Annotated in this window: 9 protein-coding genes; 1 reads left to right on the forward strand and 8 read right to left on the reverse strand. The window is 37.2% G+C overall.

Annotation, left to right across the window (positions count from 1 at the left end; translation table 11 throughout):
* Positions 1 to 14 precede the first annotated feature (14 nt).
* Positions 15 to 2,435 (reverse strand): efflux RND transporter permease subunit, encoded by a 2,421-nt coding sequence (locus ALGA_RS08840; protein ID WP_096428979.1) that lies wholly within the window; start codon positions 2,433 to 2,435, stop codon positions 15 to 17.
* Between the two features lie 488 nt (positions 2,436 to 2,923).
* On the opposite strand from ALGA_RS08840, the gene ALGA_RS08845 reads away from it, so the two are divergent.
* Positions 2,924 to 4,618: a Na/Pi cotransporter family protein gene (locus ALGA_RS08845; RefSeq protein WP_096428980.1), complete on the forward strand. Its 1,695-nt coding sequence runs from the start codon at positions 2,924 to 2,926 to the stop codon at positions 4,616 to 4,618.
* A 145-nt stretch (positions 4,619 to 4,763) separates the two neighbouring features.
* Here the strand turns inward: ALGA_RS08845 and ALGA_RS08850 are convergent, their stop codons facing one another.
* The 7 genes from ALGA_RS08850 to ALGA_RS08880 form a co-directional block, all read right to left on the reverse strand.
* Positions 4,764 to 5,207 carry a C-GCAxxG-C-C family protein gene (locus ALGA_RS08850; protein ID WP_162845415.1) on the reverse strand — a complete coding sequence of 148 codons (444 nt, stop codon included), beginning with the start codon at positions 5,205 to 5,207 and terminating at the stop codon, positions 4,764 to 4,766.
* Positions 5,208 to 5,330: 123 nt separating this feature from the next.
* The gene (locus ALGA_RS08855) at positions 5,331 to 7,988 is read right to left on the reverse strand and encodes a glycoside hydrolase family 3 N-terminal domain-containing protein (RefSeq protein WP_145957601.1); all 2,658 of its coding nucleotides are present in this window, start codon (positions 7,986 to 7,988) and stop codon (positions 5,331 to 5,333) included.
* Between the two features lie 40 nt (positions 7,989 to 8,028).
* Positions 8,029 to 10,239, reverse strand: a complete 2,211-nt coding sequence (locus tag ALGA_RS08860; RefSeq protein ID WP_096428983.1) for an MGH1-like glycoside hydrolase domain-containing protein — start codon at positions 10,237 to 10,239, stop codon at positions 8,029 to 8,031.
* A 21-nt stretch (positions 10,240 to 10,260) separates the two neighbouring features.
* A complete protein-coding gene (locus tag ALGA_RS08865; protein ID WP_096428984.1) occupies positions 10,261 to 13,380 on the reverse strand; it encodes a GH92 family glycosyl hydrolase in 3,120 nt (1,039 codons plus the stop codon).
* Between the two features lie 38 nt (positions 13,381 to 13,418).
* Entirely contained in the window at positions 13,419 to 15,182 is a 1,764-nt protein-coding gene (locus ALGA_RS08870) for a class I mannose-6-phosphate isomerase (protein ID WP_096433538.1), read from the reverse strand.
* Positions 15,183 to 15,189: 7 nt separating this feature from the next.
* Positions 15,190 to 16,482 (reverse strand): GH36-type glycosyl hydrolase domain-containing protein, encoded by a 1,293-nt coding sequence (locus ALGA_RS08875; protein ID WP_096428985.1) that lies wholly within the window; start codon positions 16,480 to 16,482, stop codon positions 15,190 to 15,192.
* A 10-nt stretch (positions 16,483 to 16,492) separates the two neighbouring features.
* Positions 16,493 to 18,841 (reverse strand): GH92 family glycosyl hydrolase, encoded by a 2,349-nt coding sequence (locus ALGA_RS08880; RefSeq protein ID WP_096428986.1) that lies wholly within the window; start codon positions 18,839 to 18,841, stop codon positions 16,493 to 16,495.
* Between the last annotated feature and the right edge of the window lie 2 nt (positions 18,842 to 18,843).

The following is an 18,843-nucleotide window of genomic DNA, read 5'->3' on the forward strand; positions in this document are numbered from 1 at the left end:
AAAATATAAAAAAATCAATTCACAAGGCTTTCTTTTTCCTCTTTGTTTTCTAACGGTGCAATTCTAAGATCACCCAACTCAATATCCTCTTCTTCATCAAAAATTTGAAGCAATGGTTCTTTGAATGAACGATTGGTGATAAACTTCTCAAGAGTAAGTAATAAAGATGGCAATAAAATCAAGTTGGAAAGCATTGCCGAAAGCAAAGTTACCGACACTAATATCCCCAAAGAAACCGTTCCTCCAAAATCAGATAAAACAAAAATACCAAATCCAAAAAATAAAATAATGGATGTATACATCATGCTCTGACCAGATTCACGAAGTGCAAGCACCACTGAAGAACGAATGCTCCAATTAGTCGCTTTCAACTCTTGACGGTATTTTGCCAAATAGTGAATTGTATCGTCAACAGAAATACCAAATGCAATGCTAAATACCAGAATTGTTGATGCTTTTATCGGAATTCCGAAAAAACCCATTAAAGCCGCTGTAATTATCAAAGGTAACAGATTAGGCAATAAGGCAACCACCACCATTCTTTTGGAAGAGAACATCCAAGCCATAAATGAGGCAATCAGAAAAATTGCCAAAGTAAGACTTATGAATAGATTCTTGACCAGATATTTATTCCCTTTAAAAAAGATGATACTGGATCCTGTTACATGAACCGTGTATTGATCCTCAGGAAAGATATTATTTACATGTGTCAGGATTTTTTTCTCCAGTTTTTCCATCCGGGTAGTTCCAATGTCCTTAATTCTGAAACTCATTCGGGTAATTGACTGAGTAGAATCTACGAACGTGCTGAACAACTTCGAATCGTCACCGGTATCGGATTTAGCCAAATAAGACATAATCACATTTTGAGTCTGACTATTGGGCAATTTATAGTATTTTTCTTTGCCATTGAAGTACGCCTGATTGGCAAATTTTGCCGCCTCAACAATCGAAACAGAGGAAGAAATTTCAGGATATGATTTTAAAGTATCGTTAAGAGTATTTAATCGTCTTAAGGTTGATAGTTTTAAAATCCCCGCCTTTTTCTTAGTCTCAACCATCACTTCCAATGGCATAATTCCATCCATGTTTTTCTCGAAGAATTTTAAATCCTGAAAAATAACGTTGTCATGTGGCAGATCATCAACCATATAACCAGTACTCTTCATTTTACTGATCCCAATAACTCCTAAGACAAGCAAGGCAATGCTTACTGTATAAACTATGGTCCGACGATTCAATACAATCTTCTCTAATTTATCAATAAACCAAACTGTCATCCTATTATCCAAATGACGTGTCGCCTTTTGATCAGGAGGATTTAAAAAGCTGAAAATGATTGGAATTAAAAGTAAAGACAGAACAAAAACCACCATAATATTTAAGGCGGCAATTACACCAAACTCCTTCAATATCTGACTTGAAGTCACAATAAAAGTAGCAAAACCTGATGCTGTAGTTAGATTGGTTAAGAAGGTTGCGTTCCCAATTTTTGAAACAACACGTTGCAAGGCTTTTATCTTGTTGTTGTGACGAATGTATTCTCCGTGGTATTTATTGATGAGAAAAACGGAATTTGGAATCCCTATCACCACCAGTAATGGCGGTAACATCGCAGTAAGCAAGGTTATTTTGTAATCGAACAATACCATTGATCCAACTGCCCATATGACACTCAAAACAACAACCAACATACAAAAGAACACTACCTTGAACGAGCGGAAGAACATGAATAAAATGATCGCAGTTACTAAAAGGGAAAGATAAATGAACATATTCATCTCCTTTTTAATCATTTGCGCGGTAACTACCCTAATGTAAGGAAGTCCCGAGTATTTCATGTCTAATTTGTACTTGGCCGTAAACCGGTCGGTAATTTCACGAACCTTAACAACCATTGGCTCACGCTCTTTCGAATTAATAATTCTAGCGTTTACCGTGATTCCCATTAAAAACGTATTGGTCTCCTTATTAATTAGGCTACCCTGATAAAATGGCAATGATTCAGCAATAGCCGCAAGACTATCTAATTCTACTTGCGAACTTAGTTTCTTCGGAAAAATTGTTTGAAATTCGAATCTCTTCGCTTCATTGTTTTTATTGATATTGTAAGTATGTGCAATGGAGACAACAGCATCAATTCCATCCAAAGCTTTCAGGCTATCTCCTAAGGCAATCCAATCGTTAAACTTCTCAAACTCATAAAAATCCGGATCCTGAACGGCGAAGAACATGACATTTCCTTCTTGTCCGAATGTATTTTTAAAACGTTCGTATTCAACAGATGCGGGATCATCATCCGGCAAAAGTATAGAATACTCATAGGACATCTCCACAAATTGAGCTTTATAACCCATAAAAATTGTGACTAGCCCAATTATCACCAAAAGTAAAATTCTATTCCTGAGAATTATTCCTGCAATTCTATTCCACATACTATTATCCTGCTAAAGAGATCTCTGATTTATTTTAGATTCCGGCGAAAATACGACATATAATCATTTTTTCAAAAGATGATGATTGTACAGAATCCGAAAACATATATTTTGGCGAAATTAAGGAATAAAATTACGCAAATTCAATGAAAACAGCTGATTTTTAATAAATTAATTACCAAACACAAGAACATCTTAGATGATTATATCTCAATTATTCACCCATTTCATTAAAAATAAAATACTAAACACAACTTTTCTGGCGCAATGAGCCATATAATCAACTTACTATCAAACCAATCTGTAAGAGTTAAAAATATATAAAAATTTACTTTGATATTATTTTACAATATTTTCTTATGCTTATTTTTACTATTTATTAATACTAAATTAACACGTTAAAAAATTAGAGATTCTCTAAATATCTTCTATTTTTGCCGACTGAACCTGTACTAATCTATTGAAAAACAAATAAAATAAATCAAGTTATGGATTACGGATTGGCCGATATTTTAACGCTTATAGGATCTTTAGGTTTATTCCTATATGGAATGAAGTTGATGAGTGAAGCTCTTCAACAAGTTGCCGGAGACAAGATGCGAACCATTCTCGCGGCAATGACTTCCAATCGATTGAAGGGCGTAATGACCGGTGTATTAATCACAGCACTCATTCAGTCTTCATCCGCAACAACGGTAATGGTAGTTAGCTTTGTTAATGCTGGATTGTTATCGCTTGTAGAATCGATAGGAGTGATTATGGGTGCCAATATCGGTACTACGGTTACTGCCTGGTTAATCTCCCTTTTGGGGTTTAAAGTTAGTATGAGCGCAATATCTTTGCCTTTAATTGGTTTGGGTCTTCCATTTCTGTTTTCAAAAAATCGTACAAAAAAGAATTGGGGTGAATTAATCATGGGATTTGCTTTGCTTTTTATTGGCTTGCAATTTCTTAAAACTTCAATGCCTGATATCAAAAACAATCCTGAGATTCTAAATTTCCTGACCAGTTATACGGACATGGGGTTTGCTTCTACCTTGCTGTTTTTGTCCATTGGAACTCTTCTTACTATTTTAATTCAATCATCGTCGGCTACCATGGCACTTACTTTAGTAATGTGTAATAGTGGATGGATTAGTTTCGAAATGGCCGCAGCTATGGTATTGGGAGAGAATATTGGGACTACCATTACCGCGAATATTGCCGCAATGATTGCCAACACTTCTGCTAAAAGGGCTGCAAGAGCCCATCTGATCTTTAATACCATTGGTGTTATTTGGGTGCTGATTTCGTTGCCTTATTTCTTAAAAGGAATTGCCTGGGTTAACATGACTCTTCTTGGTGGCGGCGATCCATTTACAAGCACAGCAGCCGTGCCTATTTCTTTGTCATTATTTCATACCGTATTCAACATTCTGAATGTTGTTTTCCTAATCTGGTTTGCCAATTTCATCGTAAAAGTAGTTACCAAACTGGTTCCTATTCGGGAGGATGTAGAAGAGGAATTCAAACTTCAGTTCATTAAAACAGGAACTCTTTCAACTCCTGAAGCATCCTTATTCTTGGCTAAAAAAGAAATAAGTACCTACGTAAAAAGCACTAAAAAAATGTTTAGCTATACCAAGCAGGCATTTAACGAAACCAATGATAAAACTTTCAATAAACTTTTCGAAAAAATTGACAAAAGAGAAGATGAGAGTGATGAAATGGAAGTGGAAATTGCTAATTTCCTGGCCAAAGTATCTGAAACCAGACTGAGTTCTGAAAACTCGGAAAGAGTCCGTGCCTATTTTAAAATGGTAAGTGATATTGAAAGTGTTGGTGATTCAATTCTTAACCTTGCTAAAGCGATGAAGAGGAAACGTGAACAAAAAGCGTGGTTCCCTCAGAACTTGAGAGATAATATCAACAATATGTTCAAATTGGTTGATGATGCTCTTGAAATTATGCATGATAACACCAAAATGGAATTTACTGAAGTGAAAATCAAAAAGGCTTGGGAAACTGAGCGTGAAATAAATGATTACAGAAATCTTCTTAAAACTGAACATTTAAACAATGTGGAAGAACATAAATACAAATATCAAGCTGGTATTATTTACAATGATATGTTCTCTGAATGTGAAAAAATTGGTGATTACTGTATCAACGTAAGTGAAGCACTTAACGAAATAAAAGAATAAATAAGCCATTGGCTTTTAGACACAAAAAATCCTCACCCATTGGGTGAGGATTTTTTTGTACTATTAATACACCTCGAAATCCCCTAAAAGGGACTCAAAAACTCAGTGTTTACGATGAGATGTGCAGGTCTAATATTTCGCAAAGTTACTCTTCTGTTAACACTTCAATTAGCTTAATCGAATCAGTAATACACTTCGAACAAATATTCTTTTTCAGATCCAAGTCTAGAAATTCCTTCTCTCCTTCCTGAGTTGTAAAATCACAATTTAAAAGAGCCTTACAGTCCAGCGAATCATACAAAGCAGTAAAATTAGCAGTAAACTTTTGTATCATTTCATTCGTTGCGTTTCGGGCATCAATATTTCCGGGATGTTTCTTAGAATTATAAATTCCCAATACCATAAAAGATCCAGTAACTGCTCCGCAAGTCTTTTGCATTTTTCCCATTCCACCACCAAAACCATTAGATACAGCTAGAGCCATATCTGGATCGAATTTCAGATAATCTGCATAAGCCGTTACTACTGACTGGGCGCAATTCATCCCATTGTAAAATGAATGGACAGCTTTTTCTTCAATTTCTTTCATAAAATGCAATTTGTTGCTATTGAATATGATTGACAACAAAGATAGGTATATTCCTAATTGATAAAAGCCCAACCGAAGGTGAGCTTTCATTATTTTTAATATGTACTTCTGTTCAATTCGAATCTATTTCACTCTGAATGATGAATTAAGTCGAATATCATCAGATGCGGCTCCAACTTTCACTTGAATTTCTCCTGTTTCCACAACGCGTTTCATTTCACGGTTCCATAGTGCTAAATCATCTGGTAGTAAAATGAATACGACTTCTTTTTCTTCACCAGGCACAAGTTCAACTCGTTTAAATCCTCTCAGTTGCATTACTGGAGTTGCGACAGAGCTAAAGGTATCAGTAATATACAATTGAACCACTTCTGTTCCTTTCCTTTTTGAAGTATTCTTGACCTTAACTTTTACCGTTTGTTCTTCCGTTTTACTTATTTCTGATTTTTCAATGCTTAAATTAGAATACTCAAACTGACTGTAACTTAGACCATGACCAAAGGCAAATAATGGCTTATTGGTTCCATCGACATATGAACTTGAAGCTGATTTTTTATGATTGTAATAAATAGGCAATTGCTCGGTATAACGAGGAAAAGTAATTGGTAATTTACCAGAAGGATTCACCTTACCCGTTAAAATATCAACAGTAGCCTGTCCTCCTAATTCTCCTGCATACCAGGTTTCTAAAATGGCGTCAACTTTTTCTATTTCTTCAGTTAGTACCAAAGGTCGACCATTTTGAAGAACAAGAATAATAGGAGTTCCAGAAGCAGCCACGTCATTCAATAACTTTTTACTATTATCATTTAATTCCAGCTTTAGTTTATCCTTTCCTTCTCCGCAATCATCTTCAGTTTCACCTAAAACCAATATTGTCACATCAGCTTGTTTTGCGGCCTTAACAGCCTTTGCATACATGTTGTTTTTATCATTTACATCAGCTTCAATTTCCCATTTCAACTGAAAACCAGCGTAGTCTTCAAATTCTGCAAACTCAAGTTTAATCTCATATTTCTTTCCTTTTTCAAAACGTATCTTCTTATGCCCCCATTGATTTATAGTGCTTCTGTCCCAATTGTCGATTATTACTTCTCCATCAATTGTTAGTCTTGCAACATCATCAGCTATTAAACCAAATTTATAGGAACCAGTTAATTCAGGAATAAGATAACCACTATAACTAACAGAAAAATTATCAGCGGTTATACCGGCTTCAGGACTAAGGTTATGCCAATACTTTACTAAGTTCGTTTCAACTTTAGTAAATGCAGGTTTTCCAGAACAATTAGTATTATTAAAATAGGCTGCTGTCAAACCTTTTTCTCCTGATTCTGTCCTTAAAAACTTTTCACCTATCACCTCCATATTAAATGCCGGAACATTTAAATCTACAAACTCAACATCATAATCGGTGTTTTTAAAAGCATCAACAATAGAAACTCCTTCGACATTTTTAGGCGCGTAACCTCCTAAATGAACTTCGCCTGCCATTTCTCCAATCACAGCAATCTTTTTCACCTCTTTTCCTAAAGGCAAAATATTATTCTTGTTGTAGAGCAGCGTAATTGATTTATGAGCGGCTTCCAGTGCTAATTCCTGATTCTCTTTAGAATGATATCTGTTTGCCTTTAAATCCACATTAGTGTATGGATTTTCAAATAGTCCCAAGCGAAATTTCACATACAATACACTTGATACAGCTCTGTTAACATCCTCAATTTGCAAGGTTTTGTCACTAACAGCATCAATGATAGCTTGCTGAAAGACTTCATGTTTGTAATCGTAGAATTGCATATCCAAACCGGCATGTATTGAATTGGTAATAGCTTCCTTAGGTGTTTCCGCAGTACCGTGTGAATTAGTCTGTTTGGCAATAGCTCCCAAATCTGATAAAACCATTCCTTTAAAACCCCATTCATCACGAAGTACCTCCGTCAACAACCAATGATCTGCAACTGCGGGAATTCCATCCCACTCATGATAAGCAGCCATGGCTCCTAATGCTCCAGCTTCCACAAAAGCCTTTTCGAACACATATAAAAAGTTGCTTCGTGCTTCGCGTTCGCCGATATAAACCGGAGCTGTGTTTTTTCCTCCTTCGGGTATACTATGAATCCCAAAATGCTTTGGTTCTGCAGCAACAGCGTCATCTTGAGTTAAATCATCACCTTGTAAACCGTTTATATAAGCCACACCATTTCGAGCGGCCAAATAGGCATCTTCACCATAAGTTTCCTGAACTCTTCCCCAGCGAGGTTCCCTACCTATTCCTAGAACAGGTGATAATACCATATGAACACCAACCGAACGCGTTTCGGCTCCTACAGCATTTCCAATCTTCTCCATCAACTCAACATCCCACATACTACCCATTCCCATTGGAACAGGAAATGCAGTAGATTTACTTCCTTGATAACCATGCAAAGCTTCTTCAATAAATAAAGCAGGAATTCCTAAGCGTGTATTTTCGATGATATATTTTTGAAGTTCATTTGCAGCCTCTGCTGTTTCAGGATAATAATCATGAACAGATCCAACACTCATCCCATTTAAAGCCTTCTCTGCTATATCAACAGATAATCGGCCATTATAGCATAAATCACCAGCTGAGTACATATCTAATTGCATCACTTTTTCTTCTAGAGTCATTCGCGAAACTAAATCAGAAACGCGCGTTTCAATGTCTAGTTTTGCATTTTTGTATGCAGGCATCGTATCATTCTTCTTACATCCGAAAAACAATAGTGCTACCAATAGCATCAAATAAATTTTGTTCATGGAATTTTTATTAATGTTTGAATTTTCAAACACTGATTTATTAATTCTTTATTTTAAAAGAGCCTATATTCCTTTTAATTACTACCGACTCTCCATAAAATTTTGAATCAATCAACTGATCATCCTCATACACAGAGAATGTTTTTTGCTTCAACAGAATACCAAAACGTCGTCCTTTAAACTTGATGTTTTTAAGTGTAGCCTCCCCAATATCCTCATTATTAAAAGGCTTTATAGTTAGTTTATCACTCTCTATTTGCACTCCAAAGGTTCCAAAAACAATCGCTTCTATTCCTGCTCCCGCAGCTATCTGAACTGGCATTGAAGACAGATCTTGTTCTGGTGCATCAATTCGTGGATTCTGCGGTAGGTATGGAAAATAATCTACATACCTGATGTTACGTTTTAACACATCCCAACCTTTTCCGGCAAACCCTTTTTGATAAAGATTGCGCGAAATCCGACCCGGCATTCCTGCATATTGGCCTCCGCCACCCCAGTCGGAGTCAATTAAATCCCAGTGTACAGAATCTCTTCGGGCAATAGAATAAACACCAAATTTTCCTAAAAATTCACCTTCCTGCAAATGACTTACCAAGCGATACATTTGATGGTCTGGCAAATAATCTGTTGCTAAAAGATCAAACAAATGATAGGTCCATATTGTTTCTTTTGATCCATCTGGATACAAGTTATCAAACCACCCAAGTTCTTCATTCCAAAGATGCTTATTCACAAGCAGTTTAAGTTTTTCAGCATCAGCAAAATACTGCTCTTGGATCTTCTTTTCTCCAAGTTTTTCAGCCCAATCTGCCATGGTATAAAGCAAATCAATAGTCAAAGTATTCACAATCGGAACAACATGACTATATCCGTCAGTGCGAATTTCAATGATTTTCTCAGTGCTCGAACCTACATCAATCAGCCCTAAGTCGTTGGTGTATTTTGTTTGAAGCTCATCTACCCAACCTTGCATCCACTCCCAAACAGTTGCTTCGGCTGCTTTATCTTTAAAAATTGTATAATCGTTTGTGTGACGCAAATAGGCTTCCAACATTATCTGAAGGGCGAAAGGTTCCTGAATGTACAAATTATCCCAATAGGCTCCATTCCAACCCACATAGGTTCTCTTTAACTTGACATTTTCAAAATCAGTTAATAAAGCACCTTTCAAACTTTCAGGGTCTAGCATTGCAATTACGTCCGAAGAGTAAGAATTATCCCAACTAATTGTAAAAGGCCAGGTTCCAACGGCCCAAAATACATCCGAAATATAATTTGGATTTTCGTAACGACACATCAAAACTGATAGTAAGCAACGATAATAATACTCCTCTAATTGCATATTTTCACTAGAGAACTGTGGAAGCTGATCGTAAGCCCAAGCCAACATTTCTCTTGTCTTTTTATCTGCCGCTTGCATTCTCTCAGATATGTCACTTTGTACAATCTCAGGAGCTCCATTTTCAGGCTTATAAAATTTCACGGCAAAATAGAAGGTCGCCGTTTTTCCCGGAGCAATGTTTATTTCAAAGCCTTTTTCACTTGTTTCTTGTATTGATGAAGAAACCCTTGCATGCGCCACTTCACTTCCAATTGTGAATGCGTCAATTTGCTTCGCTTTCGTATCGCCTTCTTTAAATTGACAATAGATATTTTCGGCAACTTGATTTGGTATAATAGTCATTTCCAGATTTTTTGAATTCCGGTTGTTTAAGACCAGTTTTATAAAAACCTCATCATCGTTAAAGGACACATTCGTCCAGCTTTTTGCTGAAAAACTCACCCAAGTATTATTATATTCTTTATGAAAGGTGGCTGAACGGGAATACTGATTCGGTTGCCACTTTTCGTCCTGAGTTACCATTATTGAAGGTGAGTTTGGACGGAAATTAGAACCTAAAGGATCGTAACTTTTCCCATCATCAATCCATGATTTCCACTTAGTTGGTACATCATCTTCAATTAAGCGTTCGGTTCCTTTATCGTAGAAATTCAGGTTGAAATTATATTTATGAGCCTCAAATGGCTCAAATTGAACGTTTGTAAACTGAGTAAGGCTGTATTGGCGTGGAGACACAAATCCCCGATAATTCACCAATAAAATCTGCGAATCTTCAAAGCGAATATCTTCTCGATCCATGGCATAATACTCAGGGTCTGCCGGACTAATCTTTGGTTGAGCAAAACCTGTTAAACTTGTTAATAATATCGCGATAAGGGATATTTCAAGAGTTTTTATCAGTTTCATATCTTATAGTTTTTTTGCATTCTAGTTTTCTGTGATTCCCCAATTCTTATTAGGCTCTGCTCCCATTTCCAACTCTAACTTGCCTCCTTTGAGTAATTCACTTGCCGGAAATTTAAAGTCATTTAGTGGCTTGCCATTTAGCTTAGCGGACTGTACATATTTATTCAATCGAGACGTATTTTTAGCTTCTATCACGAACTTTTCGCCTCTCCCAAATTGTTTTCCTAAATCAATCTCTATCTTTTCGTACAACGGACTTCCAATCTCGTAAACCGGATCAACTCTGCATCCGCCATCTGTTTGAAACAGTCCTATTGATGCCATGATAAACCAGGCACTCATTTGTCCTTGATCCTCATCGCCCAAATAGGCATTCGAGATTCCGCAGCCATAGTAACGATCCATTATTGCCCGACTCCATTTTTGCGTGAGCCACGGCTGACCTACCCAATTAAAAAGAAATGAAAAATGCATCGATTGCTGATTTCCCTGAATAACCGGATAATTCCAATACTGGTCATTCATTCCATTGAAACGGGTTTTATCGCTCTCTTCAAATCCCCAGTCCAAACGTTCAATAAAACGTTCTTTCCCTATCATTTCAGCCAAAGCAGGAACATCTTGCGGTACGAAATAGGTCAACTGCCACGCATTTCCTTCTACATAATGATGATTGGCACCCGATTTATACGGATCAAAATCAGTAAACCATTTTCCTTTTGAATCCTTCATTCTTGCATACCCTATATCAGGATCAATGATATTTTTCCAGTAATATCCTCGTTTCAGAAATTTCTGATAATCCGATTCTTTACCCAATGCTTTTGCAAACTGAGAAACTGTCCAGTCGTCGTAGGAATATTCCAAAGAATTTGAAAAACGACCTTCATCGTAAGGCACATAGCCATGTTTTAAGTAAGTCACCAAATCGCGATTACCCGCAAATCCACCACCAACTTTTTGTGCAGGTGTTGTTTGCATCTTTCGCACAGCTTCATAAGCTTTTTCAACATCGTAATCGCGAATTCCCATCTGGTAAGCCCCAACAATCAATGGTATTTCATGTTCAGCAACCATTACCGGAACATATTCCATGGCCGCAGGCCCTTTTGCCAACCAACCATTGCAATCATACATAGCCAATTGAGATTTTACCCAACGATTGCTCCACTCGGGTGTTACTAAATTCCAAAATTGATTTAAATTCCAGAAGGTGTTCCAAAATGCATCACAACCTAATGCTGGTGATGATGGATCTTCCAGTTTCTGGATTTTTTCATCTGCATCTCTCCATTCTCCATTTACATCACTAAAAGTATTTCGACTACATAAGGAGCGATACATGTTATTGTAAAAACGTACTTTTTCAAGCCTGTTGTTACTGGATATTTTTACTCGTCCCAATAATTTGTCCCATTCGGATACATGATATGCTCTTATCGCATTAAAATTCCAATCGAAGGGATCACTGATTTCCTTCTTCAGATTCTCGGCAGCATTTGCGACACTCACATATGAAATTCCTGAACGAACTTGAACTGTTTTTCCAACATCGGTGTCAAATTCAACAAAACATCCTAAGTCTTCTGCTCCCCGATACTTGATATGAGTCAACTTACGAATTTCATCATTTACCCAAATACCACCTCCACTAATTGGGTTGTCAAATTCGAGAACAAAATAGATGGTGTATTCCTGATCGATTCCTCCTGCCCAAGTATTCTCTGTCAATTGATGACTGTAACCTTCAATTCGGAAATCATTTACTTTGACTAGCTCTATCTCCTTGTTTTGATAAGTATATTCACAAGGAATCTGCAAGTCAATCAGTATTCTCGACCCAGTAGAATCTGGAAACGTATACCTCTGAAAACCACATCGTGTAGTTGACGTTAACTCAGCTTTGATGTTGTAATCGGTCAAATCAACACTGTAATATCCCAATGGTGCTTCTTCAGTTGACTTATCAATTCTTGAACGATAACCACTATCCGGATCTTTCTCATCTCCCACCATCGTTTTTAAGGGTCCATTTGTTGGCATAATTCCCAAGCCGGAAACCGTCCACTCATGAATATGGCTAAAACATCCGATTGATTCAAAATTAGGCTCATAACCAGCCTGCCAACTCGGGTTCTGATTATCAGGACTTAGTTTCACCATACTAAATGGCATCCACGGTCCGGGAGCAATCATCCAACGGGAATGACCGGTTCCTATTTTAGTATCTACATATCCAGCAGGAGTAATCACTTTTTGGGCTTCTCGTTTTACTTTTCCAGATTGAATTAATCGGTCTGCAACCCAAACTTCATATTTGCTTGATTTGCGATGATTCACTGCTGGCATAGGTGCTTCAAACTGATATCTTCCTTTTTCAACAGTCGCGGTAAATATCTCATCTCCATCAAGCAACACTTTTAATTTCGGTTTCCCTGATAAATGCTCAACATCCACCAAAAGCGCCTGTCCTTCCGTCAATTCATAATCAGATGCTTCTACACTTCTTACATAAAGCTTCTCATTTTCAACTAGATTAACACTTTCAGGCCCTTCCAGTTTTACCTGATCGAATTTCAACCAGGAACCTTCAATTGTACTCAGACTTATTTTATTCCCGCCCTCTACAATAAGATCATTAGGCAATGGAATCTCAATTAAATATTCAGACGCAATACTTGGTACGGAATCAATTGAACTTAGCTTTTCGGTTTCCGGAAGTCTGTATTTCCACGATTTACCATTTACACTTAGCTTAAACAGTGGCAAATCTTTGGAATTATAATCAGAAATATCAACAGTTAATTTCCAATCATCAGCACGAGGCAAATCATCGACACCAAAAAGTATGTTTAATGTACTTGAGCGCCATCCTGCAGTTCCCCAAGTTCCTCCCCAAGTATCACTAATACCTGGAATAATGTATGGCCAATCTTTCTTTTCGTCAGATGTGCCAATCAGAAAATATTTGTCCTCCCAGCCAAAATCATTCGCTATGTATTCCTGATAAGCGTTGTCTGACAAAGCAAACTCTGATCCTGAATTGTCATTCTGCCCAATTTCCCAGATCACTTTACTTTTCTGTGTGCAAGAAGTGATTGCAAAGAGGGTTAAAAAGAATAGAAGTGTAGTTTTTTTCATTTTATGCAAGAATTAGGGACCAGTCAGGTCTATATAATTTACTTCATGAATGCTTTAACAAGCATTATTTCACCTTCCGATTCATTGATAATTTTATAAGATCCTGCTGCAGCCGGAATTACAAAAGTTTCAGCATAATTGAATCGCTGTCTCATTCCATTCTGAGTTTCAACAATGATACTTGTTCCTTCCACAAGGGAAAGTACGTTGCATCGATTTTCTGTTTCGATATCTACTTCAGTAGTAAAATGGTAACGATGTACATCGTAAGTATGTTTTTCGTGTGTTGGCAAATGATATTGCTTCCAATCAGCTCCTTCCTTCAACAAATAAGGATGAGCTATCAATTGGTCTTTCACATATTGTCCTTTCCGATCAAAATCCAGATTTTCCATTCCTCTTTCCACATTTATCGGACGAGGTTTACCATCGAAATCGACACGCAACCAATCGTACATCTTAAACGTGAAAATGTAAGGTGTTGTGCTAATTTCAAGTACCAAATTTTCAGTTCCTGACCCATGAATGGTTCCTGGAGGAATCAAAAACAAATCGTGCTTATTCGAATTGTGAATCTGCACGTGTTTGGTAATATCAATTTCCTTTTTGTTCTGATAACTCTCTTGTAAATCAGCTTCAAAAGCCTTCGGATCAATATCTTCCTGAAATCCTAAATAGCATTTGGCATCTTTACCAGCATCCAAAATGTAATAAGTCTCTTCCTGAGTAAAGCTTTCGCCAAAATGTTCTTTGATATATTCTGGCTGTGGATGACATTGAATGGAAAGATTTCCTCCATCGAAAGTATCCAAAAAATCGAACCTAAGAGGGAATTCAAAACCATATTGTACTGTATGTCTTCCCATTACGGCTTCTGCCTCCTGAAACATGATGCAATCAAAAGATACTTCCAATAAATTTCCGCTACTCTCGAACAACAATCCGTTTTCTGGTACAATCAACTCAAAAGACCATGCATAATTGACAACTTCTTTGTTTAAACCATCAATTTTATCCATTATCCATTGTCCTCCCCAAGCTCCAGGTTCGAACCAAGGACGAACGCGGAAAATATTATTTGCCATTTTTCGCAGACCTTCACGCAAGTCATCTCCCCTCATCCAGGTAATTACATCCAAACGTTGTTCATCTGCAACAAAATCAATTTTAGAAAGAAGCGCTTGTTTGTGCTTGTTCAAAACAATCCAATCGACAAAATAGAAGCGTTTGTACATTGGTTTGCTTTCCAGTGCGCTACTTGCTCCCAAATTTGTGATACTTCCGGCTCGAGCTCTAAATTGCAGCTCATTTTTTGGTAAATCAATGTAAATTAATTTGCCTTCCCAATTGGCTAAGGTAGCACCCAAACCATAAATGATATTAATATCTGCGTCAGCATTTTGTTGTAAACTTTCCAGCTTTTTCTGATCAAAGAAATCGACAAGATCAATGCTCGCTTTTGATCCAAAAATTGGATCATCTCCACCTAAAAATGGTTCGATCATCTGATCAATTTCAAATTCCGTTTTCATCGCTAAAGCAACATTCACCCAATTCACCTTCTTTCCCAAGGCAGTAAATTGTGTATTCATCTTTTCTTTGATCTGATCGTAAAAAACACCTATATAACCATCAATAACAATGGTTTTCTCATTGATTAAGTCTTGCGCCAATTTCTCTACTCCAACATGAATCTTCCCATCTTCCATCTGCAAAGACGGATACAAGTCATATTTGCCAACTGCTGATTCACTTCTTTGTAGCGGAAGTAAATATTGTTCTGTTTTTCTTCTATTCTCCATCACCTTATTATTTTTCAACTGCATCTTCTAACATTTCAATTGCCTTGTATAACACTCCTGCCGAACCTCGGAAAGTTCCCGATCCTTTTGGTTCGTTTTTTTCAGTGTACCATTCGTAAAAACCATCGTTCACAACCACTCGATTTGTCATTGGTTGCAACTGTTCATAAGCTTCCTGAACAAAACCATATTTCACCAACTGTTGAATCATTCTGGCTCCAAACCAGGTCCAATCGCCACCGTTTTGGTAACCGTATGGATACATTCCTTTGTTCTCATAATATCCTTCCGGATATGGAGGATACATCGTCAGTCCAATCGAGCCGGCTCCAGATGCTTTCACATTGGCAATCATCTTATCAAGTGATACTTTTATTTGCTCTTTACTCAACAAACCTGCTTCAATCGCCACAGCAGTTCCACCATGATAGAAAATCTCATTTTCAATAAAGGTATCTGGGAAAGGTGAGCCGTCTAAATAGACATGAGGAATAAACTTCTGATTCTTCTCATCCCAAAGATGTTTCATCGTATTTTTTGCAAGATCATTTCGAATGGTTCTCCATTTTCCTTCTTTCGAAGGATCCAGTTCCAATAAGTTATCAATGGCAATTAAAAACATGGCATTGTCATAAATATCAACACAATACTTCGTATCCTCGGTAATGTAAACGCCCCAAGGGTGACAATGCTGAACATCTCCCCAGTCGGAGGTCGTTGCTCCCCAAATCATACCATGTTCTTTACTCCAACGGTGATTCAACAGAAAATCCATGGCCCATTCCATTCGATCAGCAATTGTTTTTTCTCCAATTATTTCATTTAGGAAAGCTTTGTCTCCCGTTTTTTGAACGTATTTGTAAACAGCTTGTACCAATGATGCCTCATGATCGGTCTCAACCGTATTTTTATGTCCGCAATAAGTTGGTTCCAAATCGTTGTAGATGTAAGTATATCCACCTTCAACATCTACTGCTTTTTCTTTCGGAATAAATCCATCAATAATATTTCCATCCTTTCCTTGGAGACGGAAAAACACTCTCAAATTTTCCTTCAAGACTTCTGTTGGAAACACTTCTGCAGAAAGTTCAATGAAGGTATTGTAGTCGCGAATCCATACTTCGCCATATCCATCACCAGCATTAAAGCCTGTTTTTACAACTTCCAGAGCTTTCTTTTTTACAAATTGAAAATCAGTGTTCTCCACTACTGATTTTTTGAATTCTTCTTTCTTTTCTGAAGTAGTATCACAGCTTGTAAAAAAGCATACAGCCATAAACACAATTAGTAAGCTTCTCATATTATATCATTTAGTACAATTCATTTGTATCTTTCTTTTCAAATTCAAGCTTGGCGCCATTCACCAAATCGTGAAAAGAAACTTCCATTTCATTCAGTTTTTTTGCATTTAATTTTACTGATTTCACCAACAATTTTTCAGGAGAATTATTATTGACTTTAATCTCAATATCTTTGCCTGAATAGTAATCTGGGTTTAGCTTGATTTTTATCTCATCGAATGCAGGACTACCAATTTGCATGTGTGGATTTTCGCCAGTTAATCCGGCTACATCAAACAAGCCAATGGAAGCCATCACATACCAAGATCCCAATTGTCCCTGATCTTCATCCTGTCCATAACCATATCCATGAATAGGATCGGATCCGTAAAACTCATTACAAATTGTTCTTGTCCAATATTGCGTTTTTTCAGGTTGCCCTGAGAAGTTATACAACCAAGGAATGTGTAAACTAGGCTGATTTCCATGATTGTAAATGGTTTTTACTCCTGCAAAAGCATCAATTTCTTTTCCTCCACCAAAAGCATTTTTCCGCGATTCTAGAAATATTGAATCCAATCGTTGATTGAAACTTTCTTTTCCAATCTTCTCTACTAATCTTCGAGGCTCATGAGGTACATAAAAGCTGTATTGCCACGAATTTCCTTCCTGAAAACCTCTCCAGGGCTCCAAGGGATCAAACTTTGAAACAAACTCACCATCCGACGTTTTAGGACGAATAAAACCAATTGAAGGATCGAAAATGTTCTCCCAATTTCCTGAGAGTTGCATCAACTGATTGTACTCTCTTGTCTTGTTCATCTGTTTTGCAAATTGCGCAACAGCATGTGCCGAAAAGGAATATTCCAACACGTGCGATGCAGAAAAAGCACTAGCCTCCGGAATTTCTCCCCACTCCTCTTGATGTGGTACAAATCCTTTCTCCAGAAAACTTTTCACGTCCATTTTTCCTGAGCCAAGTGGTCTGTCTTCCCAACCCAATTCATTTTTCAAGCAAGCTTCAAAAGCCAATTCAGTATCGTAATTTCTAATTCCACAATTGTAGGCGGAGGCAATTATCAGTCCTACATAATTAGTTCCCACACCAGAAACATATCTGCTATTAGCTAAACCATCACAAAACCAACCTGTATCCTTGTAAATCTGTAAATGGGTTCGAACAAAATCATTGTAATATTCTGGCCAGACCAAAGTCCAAAGTTGAGTTAGGTTCCAAAATGCTCCCCAAAATGCATCCGTATTGTAAAAATTAAATTGAGGCGTTCCATCTTCATTCAAAGGGAGTTGTCCAACTGTTCCATCATTTTTAGGATAGGCTCCGTTCACATCATTCGCCAATCCTCTTCCCAATAAAGCATGGTAAAGCCCCGTGTAGAATTTTGTTTTATCTGTTTCAGACTCTCCTTTCACCTGAATTTTATTCAATTCTGTGTTCCAAATCTGCTGAGCATCCTTTTTGGCTTTGGCAAAAGATTTACTTTCTGCTTTCAAATTTTCGTATGCATTTTCGACCGAGGTGTAAGACAAAGCCACCTGAATTTCTACAATTTCTTGCTTTGTTGGAGTAAATGAAAAATACAATCCCGCTCCCTTACCGGAAATTTGATCTTTATTTGCATAAATTGTATCGCCTCGAAAGGTTCCAAACTCTTTTATTGCCTTGTTAATTTTGGCAACAAAATACATCGAAACAGTAGCGCCTTTCTGATACTTTTTTACATATTCAGGAGCTGTCTCCACCCAACCTTCAACGGTATACCCATCAATTCTTTTTACCTCGGCATTTACGACTATCCCGCTTTCTCCTTGCTGATTCCCAATATCAAAAATCAGATTCGCCTTTTGGTTAGCAGGGTAAGTATATTGATGAATTGCAAGCCTTTTGGTTGATGTCAATTCAGCTTTTATTCCATAATCTGCCAATTCAACTTTATAATATCCTGGTTGTGCTATTTCTGATTCTTTCTGAAATCCGGATCGGTATCCTAAATCTGGATTTTCAAGTTCTCCGGGTGTTGTAATCAATCGCCCATTTGTTGGCATTAACACAATACCGCCTAGTTGAAATTCATGAACATTGGCAAATCCTTCAATAGATTCATGTCTGTCATCGTAACCAACAGCCTCCCAACCCCATTTATTTCCGTAATGTGCATTGGTTGTTGGTGCTGGTTTCGCCATCCCGAAAGGAAGAGCGGCAGGTGTGTAAAAAAACCACCTGCTGTGAACTGTTCCAATATTTGGATTCACATATTTTATCAAATCACTTTCACTAGAACATGAAGCTGAAAGTAAAATCAACAAAAGAAAAACAATTTGTTTACTTGTAGATATGTTTGAACATACAGATTTGCACATTT

Source organism: Labilibaculum antarcticum (assembly GCF_002356295.1).
Taxonomy (GTDB): Bacteria; Bacteroidota; Bacteroidia; order Bacteroidales; family Marinifilaceae; genus Labilibaculum; species Labilibaculum antarcticum.